Source organism: Nocardia wallacei (assembly GCF_014466955.1).
Lineage (GTDB): Bacteria > Actinomycetota > Actinomycetes > Mycobacteriales > Mycobacteriaceae > Nocardia > Nocardia wallacei.
In genome coordinates this window covers 2,891,422-2,905,345 of sequence record NZ_AP023396.1, presented here as the reverse complement: position 1 = coordinate 2,905,345, position 13,924 = coordinate 2,891,422, and the positions used below count along the sequence as shown (strand labels likewise).

Sequence of the window (13,924 nt, the reverse complement as noted above, 5' to 3'; positions counted from 1 at the left end):
AGAAGGGCTGCGCGCCTGGGCTTGTCGCCCGAGATAGTGTCAGTTCGTACCGAGTAGCCGGTCTCTGTTTAGGGCAAGTAAGCAATGCTGATTCCTTTTCACGGAGGGCGGAAAAACATGTCCCTGGAAGTCGAACAAGCGAAGCGGTTCTTCGGGTCGCTCTATGACGAATCCGTGGCCCCGGATCTCGGCGCATTCGAAGGTGCCGCGATCCGATTGGTCGCGCGCGTCAGCGCGCCCGGCGCGGTCGCTGGTAAGGATGTCGCGGCCGGCGACAAAGCACTCGGGGTGCTGATGCTGAATCATGTGATGACCACACCCGAGGTGGATTCCGGAGCCAAGACCGCATTGACGGCGGCCGCGCTGATGAATATCAAGTCGGAAGTGGTGGCAAAATTCACTGAGCTGTTCCCGGAACAGAATTTGAACGACCTGATCGAGTCGGCCAGGGCCCAGGGCTATCAGGTCGACGTGCTGGATCCCGGCGACGCGAAATCACTGCCACGTACCGTGGTCGGTCGATAATCTGTCGGATATCGGATATTGGTCCGCCGCACCCCGTTCCAGGGGGCGGCGGGCCGATGCGGCCCCTACGCCCACCTTCGCGGAGGTTGACAAGTGACTTCACCTCGAGCTGTGCCGACAGGTATCGATGGCCTCGAATGGCTTGATACCCATACTCTCGAAAACGGTCGCGAGTCCGTTGTCGTCCCGTTTCCGACCTCGGACCTGGTGCATATCGTATTTCACGGTGAGCAACCCTTCTCCCACGGGCATTATGGGTTCCATCTCGGATTGGAAGACCGTCTCACCTTTCTCGGCTCGCGCGAGAAGACCGCGACCGGTCACTTCGTGGACTGTCGACGTGACTCTCCGACGTTTCACCGAAAAGTCGACCTGACGTTTCATCCGAGCGTTTCGCGAACGCTACGTATACCGTGCGGCGTCGGGCACTGCTTCGACGACTTGGATGGCGTTTTCACTCTGAACACCTTCCGTGCTTATCTTCCGCCGCCGGACGTTTTGATGACCGATAAGAACCCGTGGGCAACGGGGGCCGACATTCTCAACTTCCCACTCGACAGCGCGGACGAGGAACTCCCGATCGCCGATCCGAATCCCTATCCTGCTTCCCCGAGGTTTTACGAGCTGTTGAGCAGGATGCAGTCCGAAACGCTCGGGTCGGTGGATCATGAATATCCGTTCACAGAAGAAGTGACCCTCCCCGACGGAACAGTGTCGACGCTCATGATCAGGAAGAGGTTGACGCATCAGCAGCGGGTACCGGAATGGGAGCAGATCGACGGTATACATGGCCTCGGGTGGAGTCGGCACTTGGCGGTCTGGTCGGGCGACGATGCGGGTTACGTTGCCCTGACCGATCCCGCTCCTGTCCAGGTGATCGATCACGGTACATCGCCCTACGCGACCGACGCATACGGAATACATTTGGAGTGGGAGGACCGCCTGACCTTCCTCGGCCCGTTGGACCAGTCCGTCGAGATGCGATTTATCGACTGCCGTCGAGATTCGCCGACCTACCACGCCGAGTTGGTGTACACGTTCAAGCCTTCCCCTCTGCGGGCAATGGTCATACCCGCGGGTGTTGCGCACGCACCAGCAGGTATGGAGAACGTCTTCACGGTCAACCGGCCACGACGATGCGCTGGCGATCCGACCGTGTTCGAACCGGGTAACGACGTCATCGACTGGCCACTGTCGAAAAGACCGGCTCCCACATTCGAGATCAGTCCGGCGGATTTCGAGTTCGCTTTTTATCGGACCCTTGCCGATCGACAGCGCCGGTATCTGGCGAATGCCCCAGCGGTCAGCTCCACGCCCGCAACGATGTTCGTGTCCGACGATGACGGACGAACGGTCAAGGTCGCGCTCCGCAAGATCCACGCCGACGGCGGTGGATCCGAGTTGCTCCAACGATAACCCGGCCCGCTGATGACCATCGAAGAGGATCGACCGATCCGCAAACACCAGGTGCCCTCCGCACCCGGCCCCCTGTGCGACCTCGACGGCTATCGGTCGTTCCTCACCGGTGAAGTCGATGACTGGCTCGATACACAAGGACGGCCGGTCGGCGAGATCCGTTCCGGTTCTGACACACGGTGCCAGGTACACACCCGGTACGAAACCTGTCGCTATCCGGGCAGTAGGGTCCACTCCGGACTGCCGATGAATGTCAGTGCATTACGTGGTCTCACCGCGAACTGGGCAGAAGTACGCCGCCTGGTGCAGCTTCTCCGCGCGGCGTACTACCGCGACGCCGGCCCCGAACAGGAATCCACACTTCTCGATGTAGCCCGGATCTCCTACTTCGGCCAACAGTTGCCCGCGTACTACGCGCATTCCCGTGCCGATGTCGAAAACCACGCAGTACCACCGAGTTTGGCGGCGCTGCACAAGATGCTGGCCGGCGTATTCGGAACCGCCAAGACGATGCTTCTCGATGCGGTCGGCCGCGGCGGAGTGTTCGACAAGGTTGTGGTGACTCCCCGACAGTTCGTGGACTACGCCGAACAGCACGGCCTTCTGGTCGGTAGAAGCGGCACCGAAGTCTGCGCGGGACCACCGAAACTGATCGATGAGGTTGTGCATCGACTCATGGCCCACCCAGGGCCGCCGGGTGACGAATCGGAGCAGACCGCTTTGCCTCCGATCGACTGGCCCGCCTTCTCGGCCTACGCCCGGGCTGTCGCCGACTTCAATCTCACGACGATCGCCTGCGCAATCAGAGGACGCGAACTAGGTCGGCGATTGCATTCGATTCTCGCCGCCGGCCCCCTGAACAGGATGCCGCGGCCGTCAACTCGTCTGATCGAGCAACATTTCGAGCGCCACGGCGACAACGGCTTCGGCATGAAATCGCAACCACAGCTGCGGCTCCTCGACGGCAGCTCCGGCGAGCTCATGCTGCGCGGAGCTGTCGCGCTGGTCAGTGCTGATCTGAGAGCGCGCATGACGGACCGGCTACTCGATCCTTCGTACACGATCGAGGACTCAGATCGGAACGACTACGCGATGGAATTCCTGTACACCAGCGGCATCCGTGCGCTCGCACCGACAGCCGCCGAAGTCACGCAATTGACGACGCTGGTATCGCGGTCTGTCGCTTTCGAAGATGAGCAGATAGAGCTGCAGCAGTCGATACATGCGCGTATGTGCACCGCAGTTCCCGGATCTCCCTTCGCCGCGATAAAGCCCACCCGCGAGGTAGTTCAGCACTTGTTCGGGGAGCTACCGACATCATATTTCTGCATTCCGACGAGTAGGCGCTATTCGAGGCGGTAGTGCTGTGCTGACCGAGTCCGGTTCAACGGTCACTCGTTCGACCCGGACGCGGCGGACTCCGGCATCAGGCGGTGAGGCGGTCGTCCTCGCTGATGAACAGGGTGGCGATGACGCTGACGACCGCTGTCGCGACCAGGTAGCCGCATGCCAGCCACGGTGTTCCGCCCGCTGCCGCGATCAGCGCGGTGACGATCATCGGCGTGATGCCCGAGGCGTAGATGCCCGACACCTGATAGACGAAAGACAGTCCGGTGTAACGCACTTCGGGCGGGTACAGACCCGCGTACAGCGTGCCCTGCGCACCGTAGAACAGCGCGTGCGCCACCCCGAACACCGCGATGATCGCGAGGGTGAAGACCACGATGTCGCCGACTTCGAACAGCGCGAACACCGGAAAGACCAGCAGCCCGTACGCGGCGATCCCGACGGTGTAGACGCGGCGCGGACCGTAGCGGTCGGTCAGCCGCCCCGACACCGGAATGAGCGCTGCCATCACCAACGCGGCGATGGTGACCGCGGTCAGCACCGGTACCTGCCGGAACCCGAGATGCCCGGTGGCGAAACCGATGGCGAAGACGCCCCAGGTGTTGAACGCCGCGCCCTCACCCCACCGCGACAGCAACCCCAGCACGGTGTTGCGCCGGGTCCGCAGGTTGCGGAACAACAACTCGACCACGGGCACTTTCGAGATCCGGTTGAGCCGGTCGATCTCGCGGAACGCGGGCGTCTCGTCGATCTTCAACCGGACGACCAGCCCGATCACGACGAGCACCACGCTGGCACCGAAGGCGATTCGCCAGCCGTAATCGAGGAACGCCGATTCGCTCAGCACCGTCCGCAGCAGCGCGAAGACGCCCGTGCCCAGGGCCAGGCCCAGCGCCAGCCCCACCTGCGGATAACTGCCGAACAGCCCGACCTTGCGGCGCGGGCTGTACTCGACGGCCAGCAGCACCGCACCGGCCCACTCACCGCCGAGGGCGAAGCCCTGCAGCATCCGCAACGCCAGCAACAGGATCGGCGCGGCGATGCCGATGGCGGCGCTGGTGGGCAGCACACCCATCAGCGCCGTGGAGCCGCCCATGATCGCCATGGTCAGCGCGAGGGTGCGCTTGCGGCCGATGCGGTCGCCGACGTGCCCGAAGACCAGACCGCCGACCGGACGCATCACGAAACCCACCGCGAAGGTCGCGAACGACAGCATGGTGCCGACGAAGGCGCTGGTGTTGGGAAAGAACAGCTTGTCGAAGACGATGCCCGCCGCGGTGGAGTAGAGGAAGAAGTCGTACCACTCCACAGTCGTGCCGATCAGGCTCGCCACGATCGCCGTGCGCGTGTCCGAGGCTGCGAGCGGCTGTTCCGGTTCGCGTCGCGCCCGGCGCTCGTCCGCCGATGCGATATCCAGCAACGACATGTTGCCCCTTCCTTCGGCGTCGACTCGCCGAGCGAGCGTAGGGCCGGGGCCCTCGCCGGAGAAGGGTTCGACTCAGCACGATTCCAGTCCGGGACCCCGTCACCATCGGCGCGTGTGCGCTCGGTCAGACTGTGGTGACACAGCAGAGGAAGGTGCGTCGTCATTGTCGTCATGGATAGCGGCGGCCGTCAGGGTTCCTCCCGACGCCGGGCGATCTGCGAGGCGGCGCTCGACCTCGCCGCCGCCGGCGGCAATCGGGCGGTCACCCACCACGCCGTCGACCGCCGCCTCGGCATCGCCCGCGGCTCGACGTCCTACTACTACCGCACCCGGCAGGACCTTCTGGAGGCCGCGATCCGGCATCTGGCCGAGGCGTCCCGCGCGGCCTTTCACACCGCCCTGGAGAATGCGGGCGACAGTGCCGAACGCACGGACCTGCCCGGACGCACCGTCTCGGCCCTCACCGATCCACTCGACCACGCCACCGAACTCGTTGCCGGGCAACTGGATCGGTTGCTGGGTGACCGTCGCCGCGACGCGCTGGCTCGCTACGCCCTGGTGCCGGACACGGCCGGGAACGAGGGCCTGCGGGCGGCGCTCGCGGCGTGCCTGTTCTCCACTCCCGCCGCCGAACAGTTGATGGCTTCACTCGGCGCGGCCGACTCCGACCGCGCCGCAAGAGATCTCGTCAGTCTGCTCGAGGGACTCCTGTTCGACCGCCTCCACGGCGCCCGCTCCCTGCCCGGCAACGCCACCGACGATCTCCGGCCCACCCTTCGCCTCTGGCTGGCGGCATTGTCGGACCGGACGCGATAGTCCGAACGACGACACCCGAATACGAATCCGTCCGGGAGGCAGCGCCATGACGTCGCTCATCGTGCGCCCGGCACGCACCTCATGGCCGCGGTCGACGTTCCGGGCGCGCCCCGCGGGTGCCGGCGTCGGAGGATGGACTCGGCGGGAGACTTGCTGTTCGATGTGATGCGAAGGTGTCGATCGGAGCGGGGTTGGACGAGATATCGCTGGAGGCAATCGATCCCGGACTCGGCGAGTCGACTGCGCTGTTCGTCGCGCCCGGTGTGACACCGCCGCCGGATCTGCCCGCACCGTGGCGGCCGATCGCCGTCTCGGCATTACCTCAGCAACGGTGTATGGCGGCGCTGGCGCTGTGGAATCGGCCCTTCCTCGACCTCGTACCGCGCTTCGCCGCCGCGCTGCGCGACCAGCTCGCCGACGTACGGGTCTGCAAGCTGGACGATGTCTGGGTGCTGCTGTATGTCCTGGCCCCGGGTGTGGGCGAACCCTACGCGCTCTGGGCCGGTTGGGATCCCGCGACGTTCGGCGAGACCGAGCCGCCACTGTGGGATGCCTTCCCCGCGCCGGTGCGGGAATTCCTGCGCACTGTGCACGCCGGTTTCAGCCGACCCGATCGGCCCGGCGCCTGCGGTCTGCTCGCGCCGCGGTACCTGGACACGTTCGGCGCCTACATCGGCGAACCCGAGGGACTTCCCTGGTGGGAGGAAGCCTGGGGTGGCGGCGAGGACTTCATTCCGGAGAATCGGCTCGTCCCGATCACGGATGACGGCGGCACCCTGTTCCGCTGCATCTCCCCCGACGCCCCCGGCAAGATGGTGATTCTGTACGAGGGCGATATCGATCCCCGCGCCGACTTCGGCCCCGAGCTGGACGATGTCCTGATGCAACGCGTCGGCCCGGCCGAACTGATCCCGACCACCATGGACCCCGAAATCGCCCGTGCCCTCGGCTATTCCACCGAGCCGCGACCCACATCGCTCGAGGTGCATCGAGCGGTGCGGGTATGGACCGGAGACGACGGCCCCGCGGACGGATAACATGCTTGTGCGTTGTCACAGAAACCCGTGACATCCGGTCGTTCCCGCACGCCGGATCATAATCTCATCGCATGGTGAGAGATGGTGCGCTGTCACGCCGGGCGTTCGTCTCGGCCGCCGCCGGTGCGGGAGCGCTGATCCTGGCAAACGCCGCACAGGGGCGCGCCGACACCGGAACCGTCCGCTACCCCGGCTACTCCCCGGCCGACTGGTCGCAGCCGTACTCGCGTTTCATGACCGAGCGCACCCTCCCGGCGCCGACCCCCGTCACCACCGCCCACGACGGCCCGCCGACACCCGCGGATCTGATCCCCGAATTCCCGCGCCTCGCCGACGATCTCGCCACGTCCGGCTACTCCGCTGTCGAAACCGGGTACGGGCGAACACGTTCCGGCGCGTTGTGGGTGGCCGTCCACACGCCGATGCCACGGGTCACCGCGGCCATGTGGGACTGGTGGTTCGGCTGGCACAGCATCGAGTCGGCCCGCTACAAGCTCTGGCACCCCGACGCGCACATGTTCGCCGCGACGACGGTCGGCAACGCCGCCGACCGGATTCCGGGCCGCCCGCCGTACATCGGGACGGTGTCCTATGTCGACGAGTACATCGGGCCCGAGCTGCGGCAGCTGGCCATCGCGTTCCAGGACCCGCGCGCACACGGGCTCGACGTGCCCGACGACCACACCATCGTCTTCGCCCGCGTGGGCAGCGCGGTCGCACCGATCGATCTCGGCTGGCTGGCGCACCAGGTCCGCCCGGTCCCCGGCGGCAGTGAGATGCGCAGCCGCTTCTACCTCGACATGTACGGACTGCACATCCCCGATGCCGAGCAGGCCGCGAACGCCGTCCAACGCGGCGCCGCCCTCGACCCCCGCGACCTGGTCCCGGACCTCCCGCTGGCCCGCGACCTGCTGTTGCACTGCGGGCAGGAGATGAATCACCTCGCCCAGTTCCTCCCGGAGCTGTACGCCCAATTCGCTTGAACCGCGCTTCGACGGTCCCGACACCCTCGCCGCCCCGGACGGCCTGACCCTGGACTCGCTGGACCGTCCGATCGTCCCCTTCAATCCCTCCGGGCAGATCGTCCGCGTCGACGCACCGGGCCGCTACTGCCTGCTCGGCACCGGAAGCCCGCAAACCAGCGTCCTCAGCTACGGCCGCAGCACCACCGGCTTCGCCACCGGCCGCCTCTTCGCCGCCACCTTCACCGGCACCATCTACGAGATCCCCGGCGGCTTCGACCCGAACGCCCACACCGCCACCCCATAACCAGCGTCGGCGATCCGTGTGTTGTGGGCTCAAGGGCAGTGGCCGGTGGCTGCGTCGTGTGCGCCGGCGATCGCGGCCTGTCGTTGGTCTGGGGTGAAGACCTGCCAGTCCGGGGTGCCGGGGAGATTCGCGATGGCCTCGGCGACGGTCTGGTCGACTCCCGCCTGGCCGGATGTGCTGCGGGCGCGTTCCACGCGCGGTGCGAGTTCTTCGCAGGTGCGGTGCCGGATCTGGCCGGGAGCGCTGGCCGCGGGCACCGATACGGAGCGGGAATTTTGCGGCGGCAGTATGGCATTCGGGGTGGTGGCGCCCGGCGCCACCGGTGTCGCGCTGGTCGTGTCGGGCGCGGGGTTCAGGTCCTCGGTGGTGCGGTCGCAGGCCGTCGGCAGCAGCGCCGCCGCGCAGGCGAGCAGGGCAATCGAGATGTGGCGCATGGGCTTTCCTCCGGAACTCACCTCCACGGCATACCCGGAAAAGAGCGCCCTATCGAGGGAGCGGAGCCTGTCGGTGCCCGCCGCTATGGTTCGAACCATGCAGCAGGCCGAACCGGGTGAGCATCCCTTGGCCGCGGCACGGCGCGAGGCATACGAGGAACTCGGGCTGGAGGCGGAATTCACGGGTGGTCGGCGAGCGGCCACCCGGGACGGCCGACCGCGACGCTGACGAACGGTTCCACCAGGGATTCGCTGACGTGAGCAGCGGACGCCGTCTGTCGAACCGGTGAAATGTTGCCCAACATCGGATGCCGGATCTGGCCCGTGGGCGTGGGCGGGCCGAATATGGTTGCCACCAACGCATTCGGGGGGAATACCGCCAGGTGGACAACTATCTGGTCCAGATCGGACTACCGCTCGTCGCGCTCGCGGTATCGATGGCCGCCTTTCTGTGGGAATTCGTGGTCATTCGCCGCAAACAGCTCGGCTACCGCGTGCAGATGGACACGCCGGTGACCGGTGAGATCGAATCGGTCTATCCGGGCGTACTCACCCAGATACGGCCGGAGGACGGCCGGGCCGAGGCGGGGCTCAAGGATCTGTCGGTCGTGCTGATCCGCATCGAGAACAACGGCGTCACCGACATCGATCGGACCGACTACGCGATGCCCGACGGGCCGGTCGGCCTGCACCTGCACTTTCCGCAGCGCCGGGTGGTCGGCATGGCGGTCACCGAACTGAGCGAGCCGACGCTCGGCGATCACCTCGAACCCGGCCGCGGCATCGGCGCCCGGGTGGACGCTGGTCAGGAGATGGGCATCATCGACCTGCCCAAGGTGCCGATGAACCGGCACGACCACTACAAGATCTTCGCGATCCTGCAGCGCACGGCGGGCGAGGGCGAATCCCCGGCACCGGTGCTGCACGGCAAGCTCACCGGCGGCCGGGTCGCTGAAACCCGCAGCCGCACCGGGCTTTCCCGGACGGTGCTGGGGTTCATGACATTCCTGGTCGCGGTGATCGTGGTGCAGTTCACCGTGGCCCTGCTCGGCGACGATCCGCCCGCGCCGGACTGTGTTTCGGGCTCGCTCACGCTGGTCGGCTCGTCGGCGTTCGAGCCGGTCGTCCGCGACGCCGCCGCCGCGTACCACAAGGGTTGTCCCACAGCGCGTTTCACGTTCGCCTTCGACGGCAGCGAGCGCGGGCTGGCCCGGGTGGACGAGGAGGGCCGCGGGAATCCCGGGTTGCTCGCGGTCACCGACGGACCGAAGGGCGTCGGCTATCCCGACCTGGTGCCGCGTCCGTTGGCGATGGCCGTGTTCGCGGTCATCGTGCACGGTGGGCTCGGCGTGCCCGACCTGACCACCGAGCAGATCCGCGAGCTGTATCGGGGGCGGATCGACAATTGGCGGCAACTCGGCGGGCCGGATCAGCCTGTGCGCCTGATCAATCGGGCCCTCGGCTCCGGGTCGCGGGAGACCTTTCAGCAGCGGCTGCTCGCGGGCGGTCCGGTCCCACTGCCGCAGTCCGGCTGCCGCGCGGTCCAGGTCACCGATCCGCCCGGGGCGGCCGCTTGCGAGGTGCCGCTCACCCGCGACATGCTCGAGGCCGTGGCCCGGACGCCCGGCGCGATCGGCTACGCCTCCCATGCCGAGGCCGCGGCCGCGCCGGGCGTCGTCCCGGTCGCGCTGGACGGGCACCGCCCCGGCCGCGAAGAGGCCGCCACTGGCGACTATCCCTTCTGGGGTGTCGAATACGCCTACAGCAAGGGCGAACTCCCCTATGACTCCCTGGCGGCGGCCTTTCTCCGCTTCCTCACCGACCGCGCGGGCAAGGACATCGTACGCTCACGCGGCGACACGCCCTGCGAGGATCTGCCGCAGCCCGGGACGTGTGGTCCGCGTCCGTGAGCACCCGGCGTCATACTGCTACAGCAGTTGCCTGCCGGACCGTGAGGACATCGTGTGAAAGTGCATCTCCAGATCGAGGGGTCCCCGGCCGAGGTGCGTGACAGCGCCAGGGCCATCGCCGCGGCGGGGGCAGACGGAATCTTCTCCTTCGAAGGGCCGCATGACATCTTCTTCCCGCTGGTGGTCGCCGCGGGCGAGACCGATCTGGAACTGATGACCAATGTGGCGATCGCCGGTCCGCGCAGCCCACTGCATCTCGCCCACGCCGCCTACGATCTGCAGATGTACAGCCGGGGCCGCTTCCGGCTGGGCCTGGGTTCACAGGTGCGCGTGCACATCGAGAAGCGCTACGGCAGTCAGTGGGGTCGACCGGCCCGGCGCACGGCGGAATCGGTGGCGGCGGTGCGAGCCATCTTCGCCGCATGGGAAGGTCAGGCGCCGTTGGACTTTCGCGGCGAATTCTTCACCCACACCCTGATGCCGCCCACCTTCGACCCGGGTCCCAACCCGTTCGGCCCGCCACCGGTGCTCATGGGCGCGCTCGGGCCGATCATGACCCGCACGGCCGCCGAGGTCGCCGACGGCCTGCTGGTCATGCCGTTCAACAGCACCCGGCACTTCACCGAGCACACCGTGCCCGCGATCGAGGAGGGCCTGCGGCGGTCGAACCGGACCCTCGCCGAATTCGAGGTGATCGCCCAGGCCATGGTGGCGGTCGGCCGCACCGAGGCGGCGCTGGCCGCGGCCGTCGACGGCGTCGCCCGCCTGATCGCCTTCTACGGATCGACGCCGCCGTATCGCCCCACCCTCGCCGCCGAGGGCTGGGAAGATTTGCAACCCGAGCTGAACGGTTTGTCCAAACAGGGCCGGTACACCGAGATGCGGTCCCTGATCACCGAGCCGATGGTGCGCACGCTCGCCGCCGTCGGCACCCCCGAGGAATGTGCCGAACAACTGCGAGAACGCTACGGCACCCACGCATCCGACCTCTGCTGCTACTTCCCCGGCTACGACCCCGACCACGCCGACATCTCCGACCTGGTCACCGCACTACACGCGATAACCCCACCGACCACACACCACTGACTCCCGTCCTGCCCCGAGCCCACGGGCTCACAACCGGTTCCCACCGCCGCGTGGGTTCGACAGGAAGTGTGGTGGGCCGCCGCAAGCACCGCAGCGCAACCTCGCGGGGCAGAAGCCACGGGACCTCGCGCCGCGAGAACGGCGAGCCGACCACAGAGTGCACGCGCCCGCGCCGCACGAACACGGGCGGGACTCGATCCCTACCGCACAGGTAGCTGTTCGTGGTCGTAGCTCAGTTCGACGTCGTGGGTGCTTCGGCCTGTCACTGTGACGTTGCTGATCACCGAGGGGTAACCGCGGGTGATGACGGCGTAGTCGCCGGCGGGGAGGTCGGTGACTCGGTAGCGGCCCTCGTCGTCGGTTCGGGCGGTGGCGATCGGCCGGCCGTTGGCGTCGAGGACGGTCACCTGGGCGTCGGGGACAGTACGGTCCCCGGCGCGCACGGCACCGGCCAGCGTGACGATCGGAGCCAGTTCGGCGTCGTAGCGGAGCAGTCCGCTCTCGGGCACGGCCAGTGTCGCCGCGTGCGGACGCGTACCGGGTGCGACCACGACCACCGTGTGAGTGCCCGACGGCACGCCGCGGCAGCGGTAGCCGCCGTCCGCGCCGGTAACGGCCGCACCGACGACCTCGCCCCGGGTGTCGGTGAGTGTCACGGCCGCCCCGGCCACCGGTTCACCGGAATCGGCCCGGCGCACGGTGCCCGACAGCTCGCCGGAACTCGGCAGGGTCAGATCGACCGGCAGCGGCCGCGCGGCGACGACGACATTGACCGCCACCGGCCGGTGCCCGTTCGCGGCACCGATCAGGACATAGGCGCCCGCCTGCGGGACCTCGAGGTGGTAACCGCCGTCCGGACCGCCCGTCGTCCGCGAAACCTGATGCCCGCGTTGATCTATCAGGGTCAGCGCCACGCCCGCCACCGGCTCGCCGTTCTCGCGGCGCACGTGCCCGGCGATGGACCGGGCCTCGCTGTCCAGACCGGACACCACCGCCGCCGAGACGGCGGGCTCCGGCGCCGACCTCGCGGCCGCGATCAGCGTCTCGTCGGGAATCCGGTCGGCCGCCGCGGACGGGGACGCCTCGCTGCTCGTGCGCGGGCTGTGCGGTTCGTGCGCCCGGACCGACGGGACGATCACCGCCGCGCCCGCCGCCAGCACCGAGACGCCGGCCAGGAACCAGAAGACGTTGGCATAGCCCGAATCGGCGGGCAGGCCGTGCGCGGTCTGCGCACCCGAGGTCAGGATGACCGAGGCTATCGCGCTGCCGATCGCGCCGCCGACGGTGCGCACGTTGGCGTTCATGCCGGTGGCCGCGCCGGTCTGGGCGGGCGGCACCGCCGCGACGATGATGGCGGGCATCGAGGAGAACGCCAGTCCGATGCCGACGCCGAGCAGAGCCCCCGCGGCATAGATCTGCCAGCTGTGATCATGGCCGATCGCCAGCATCACGAAGGCCGGGACGGTGATGAGACTGCCGATCAGCACGATGAACTTCGGACTGATCCGCGCCGACAGCGGCCCGATGGTGAGGCCGATGACGAACATGGCCGCCGACAGCGGCAGCAGATAGATTCCCGACTGGGTGATGCTCGCGCTCAGACCGTATCCCGCAACGGCTTTCGGCGTCTGCAGCAGTTGCGGCAGGAAGGTCATCATCGCGTACATGCCCGCACCGGTCAGCACCGCCACTAGGTTGGTGGTCCATACCGCCGGGATGCGCATGGTCCGCATATCGATCAGCGGTGTCCGCGATTTCAGCTCGACGACGATCCACGCGGCCGCCGCCACCACCGCCGACGCGAACAGCCCGAGCGTCAGGCCCGACCCCCAGCCCCACGCCGGTCCCTTGCTGACGGCCAGCAGCAGCGCCACCAGCCACGCCGAAAGCAGCAGCGCCGCACCCCAATTGATCCGGCCCGGACTGCGCACCGGAGATTCGGGCACGAACAGCACCGCCGCGACGGCGGCCACCGCGGTGATGATCATCGGCACCCAGAACAGCCAGTGATAATCCAGATGATCGACGATCGGCCCGGCCAGCACCAGGCCCACCCCGGAGCCCACGGCGATCAGCGACGAGGCGATACCGACCGCGCCGTGCAGCTTGCGCGCGGGGAACTCGTCGCGAATGATGCCGAACGCCAAGGGAATCACGCCGCCGCCGAGGCCCTGGATCACCCGCGCCACGATCATCACGCCGATGGAGTCGGTCAGCGCGGCGATCAGCGAACCGATCGTCAGGGCGACCAGCGTGACGACGAGCATGCGCTCCTTGCCGACCTTGTCGCCGATCCGCCCGAGGATCGGCGTCGCGACCGACGCCGACAGCAGATAGCCGGTCATCAGCCAGGTCGCCGTGCTCTGCGTGGTGTGCAGGGCGGGAATCAGCACCGAGAGCACCGGCACGACCATCGACTGCAGCAGCGCGTACGCGGAGATCCCGAGCAGCAGTACCGCGAAGACGACGTTGTAGTGCGGGCGAGACTTCACACGCGCCATGAGACAGGGGTCCTCCACCAGTTGAAACGGAGCGTCTCTCCGGTTATTTACCGTAACAGAAACGCGGCCCCGGTCCCCTTGCCGCCCATGTGATCTCACCCTCCTTCGCGAGGCATTGTGAGATTCGACTCGTCCGCGTGGTTCGCTCACCGAGGGA

The 13,924-nt window shown here is 67.4% G+C and carries 12 protein-coding genes; 9 read left to right on the top strand and 3 right to left on the bottom strand.

The features are described 5' to 3' along the window. The first annotated feature begins 117 nt into the window (after positions 1–117). The 3 genes from NWFMUON74_RS13200 to NWFMUON74_RS13190 all read left to right on the top strand — a co-directional run bounded on the left by NWFMUON74_RS13200 (position 118) and on the right by NWFMUON74_RS13190 (position 3,303). Positions 118–525, top strand: coding sequence for a hypothetical protein (locus NWFMUON74_RS13200; protein WP_187688091.1), 408 nt, complete (start codon positions 118–120; stop codon positions 523–525). 111 nt (positions 526–636) lie between these two features. Further along, entirely contained in the window at positions 637–1,941 is a 1,305-nt protein-coding gene (locus tag NWFMUON74_RS13195; protein WP_187688090.1) for a hypothetical protein, read from the top strand. Between the two features lie 12 nt (positions 1,942–1,953). Continuing rightward, entirely contained in the window at positions 1,954–3,303 is a 1,350-nt protein-coding gene (locus tag NWFMUON74_RS13190) for a hypothetical protein (protein ID WP_187688089.1), read from the top strand. Positions 3,304–3,367: 64 nt separating this feature from the next. Here the strand turns inward: NWFMUON74_RS13190 and NWFMUON74_RS13185 are convergent, their stop codons facing one another. Next, complete coding sequence (locus NWFMUON74_RS13185; protein ID WP_187688088.1) at positions 3,368–4,714, bottom strand: MFS transporter; 1,347 nt, start codon at positions 4,712–4,714, stop codon at positions 3,368–3,370. Between the two features lie 171 nt (positions 4,715–4,885). On the opposite strand from NWFMUON74_RS13185, the gene NWFMUON74_RS13180 reads away from it, so the two are divergent. From NWFMUON74_RS13180 to NWFMUON74_RS13170, 3 genes are all read left to right on the top strand, one after another. Further along, positions 4,886–5,530, top strand: a complete 645-nt coding sequence (locus NWFMUON74_RS13180; RefSeq protein WP_187688087.1) for a TetR/AcrR family transcriptional regulator — start codon at positions 4,886–4,888, stop codon at positions 5,528–5,530. A 173-nt stretch (positions 5,531–5,703) separates the two neighbouring features. Then, on the top strand, positions 5,704–6,567 hold the full coding sequence (locus NWFMUON74_RS13175; protein WP_187688086.1) for a hypothetical protein: 864 nt from the start codon (positions 5,704–5,706) through the stop codon (positions 6,565–6,567). 71 nt (positions 6,568–6,638) lie between these two features. Beyond that, positions 6,639–7,550, top strand: coding sequence for a DAPG hydrolase family protein (locus tag NWFMUON74_RS13170; protein WP_187688085.1), 912 nt, complete (start codon positions 6,639–6,641; stop codon positions 7,548–7,550). Positions 7,551–7,865: 315 nt separating this feature from the next. Here the strand turns inward: NWFMUON74_RS13170 and NWFMUON74_RS13165 are convergent, their stop codons facing one another. Further along, entirely contained in the window at positions 7,866–8,270 is a 405-nt protein-coding gene (locus NWFMUON74_RS13165; protein ID WP_187688084.1) for a hypothetical protein, read from the bottom strand. Positions 8,271–8,367: 97 nt separating this feature from the next. On the opposite strand from NWFMUON74_RS13165, the gene NWFMUON74_RS13160 reads away from it, so the two are divergent. From NWFMUON74_RS13160 to NWFMUON74_RS13150, 3 genes are all read left to right on the top strand, one after another. Further along, positions 8,368–8,499, top strand: coding sequence for an NUDIX domain-containing protein (locus NWFMUON74_RS13160; protein ID WP_187688083.1), 132 nt, complete (start codon positions 8,368–8,370; stop codon positions 8,497–8,499). A 154-nt stretch (positions 8,500–8,653) separates the two neighbouring features. Continuing rightward, a complete protein-coding gene (locus tag NWFMUON74_RS13155) occupies positions 8,654–10,180 on the top strand; it encodes a substrate-binding domain-containing protein (protein WP_187688082.1) in 1,527 nt (508 codons plus the stop codon). A gap of 54 nt (positions 10,181–10,234) precedes the next feature. Then, the gene (locus NWFMUON74_RS13150; protein WP_187688081.1) at positions 10,235–11,266 is read left to right on the top strand and encodes a TIGR03617 family F420-dependent LLM class oxidoreductase; all 1,032 of its coding nucleotides are present in this window, start codon (positions 10,235–10,237) and stop codon (positions 11,264–11,266) included. A gap of 200 nt (positions 11,267–11,466) precedes the next feature. Here NWFMUON74_RS13150 and NWFMUON74_RS13145 read toward each other — a convergent pair whose 3' ends face one another. Beyond that, positions 11,467–13,767: an MFS transporter gene (locus NWFMUON74_RS13145; RefSeq protein WP_187688080.1), complete on the bottom strand. Its 2,301-nt coding sequence runs from the start codon at positions 13,765–13,767 to the stop codon at positions 11,467–11,469. Between the last annotated feature and the right edge of the window lie 157 nt (positions 13,768–13,924).

Bases quoted from the DNA above. Each gene is read 5' to 3' on its own strand.
- NWFMUON74_RS13180 (WP_187688087.1), top strand. From the start codon at position 4,886: ATGGATAGCGGCGGCCGTCAGGGTTCCTCCCGACGCCGGGCGATCTGC.
- NWFMUON74_RS13165 (WP_187688084.1), bottom strand. From the start codon at position 8,270: ATGCGCCACATCTCGATTGCCCTGCTCGCCTGCGCGGCGGCGCTGCTG.
- NWFMUON74_RS13170 (WP_187688085.1), top strand. From the start codon at position 6,639: ATGGTGAGAGATGGTGCGCTGTCACGCCGGGCGTTCGTCTCGGCCGCC.
- NWFMUON74_RS13160 (WP_187688083.1), top strand. From the start codon at position 8,368: ATGCAGCAGGCCGAACCGGGTGAGCATCCCTTGGCCGCGGCACGGCGC.
- NWFMUON74_RS13200 (WP_187688091.1), top strand. From the start codon at position 118: ATGTCCCTGGAAGTCGAACAAGCGAAGCGGTTCTTCGGGTCGCTCTAT.
- NWFMUON74_RS13145 (WP_187688080.1), bottom strand. From the start codon at position 13,767: ATGGCGCGTGTGAAGTCTCGCCCGCACTACAACGTCGTCTTCGCGGTA.
- NWFMUON74_RS13190 (WP_187688089.1), top strand. From the start codon at position 1,954: ATGACCATCGAAGAGGATCGACCGATCCGCAAACACCAGGTGCCCTCC.
- NWFMUON74_RS13185 (WP_187688088.1), bottom strand. From the start codon at position 4,714: ATGTCGTTGCTGGATATCGCATCGGCGGACGAGCGCCGGGCGCGACGC.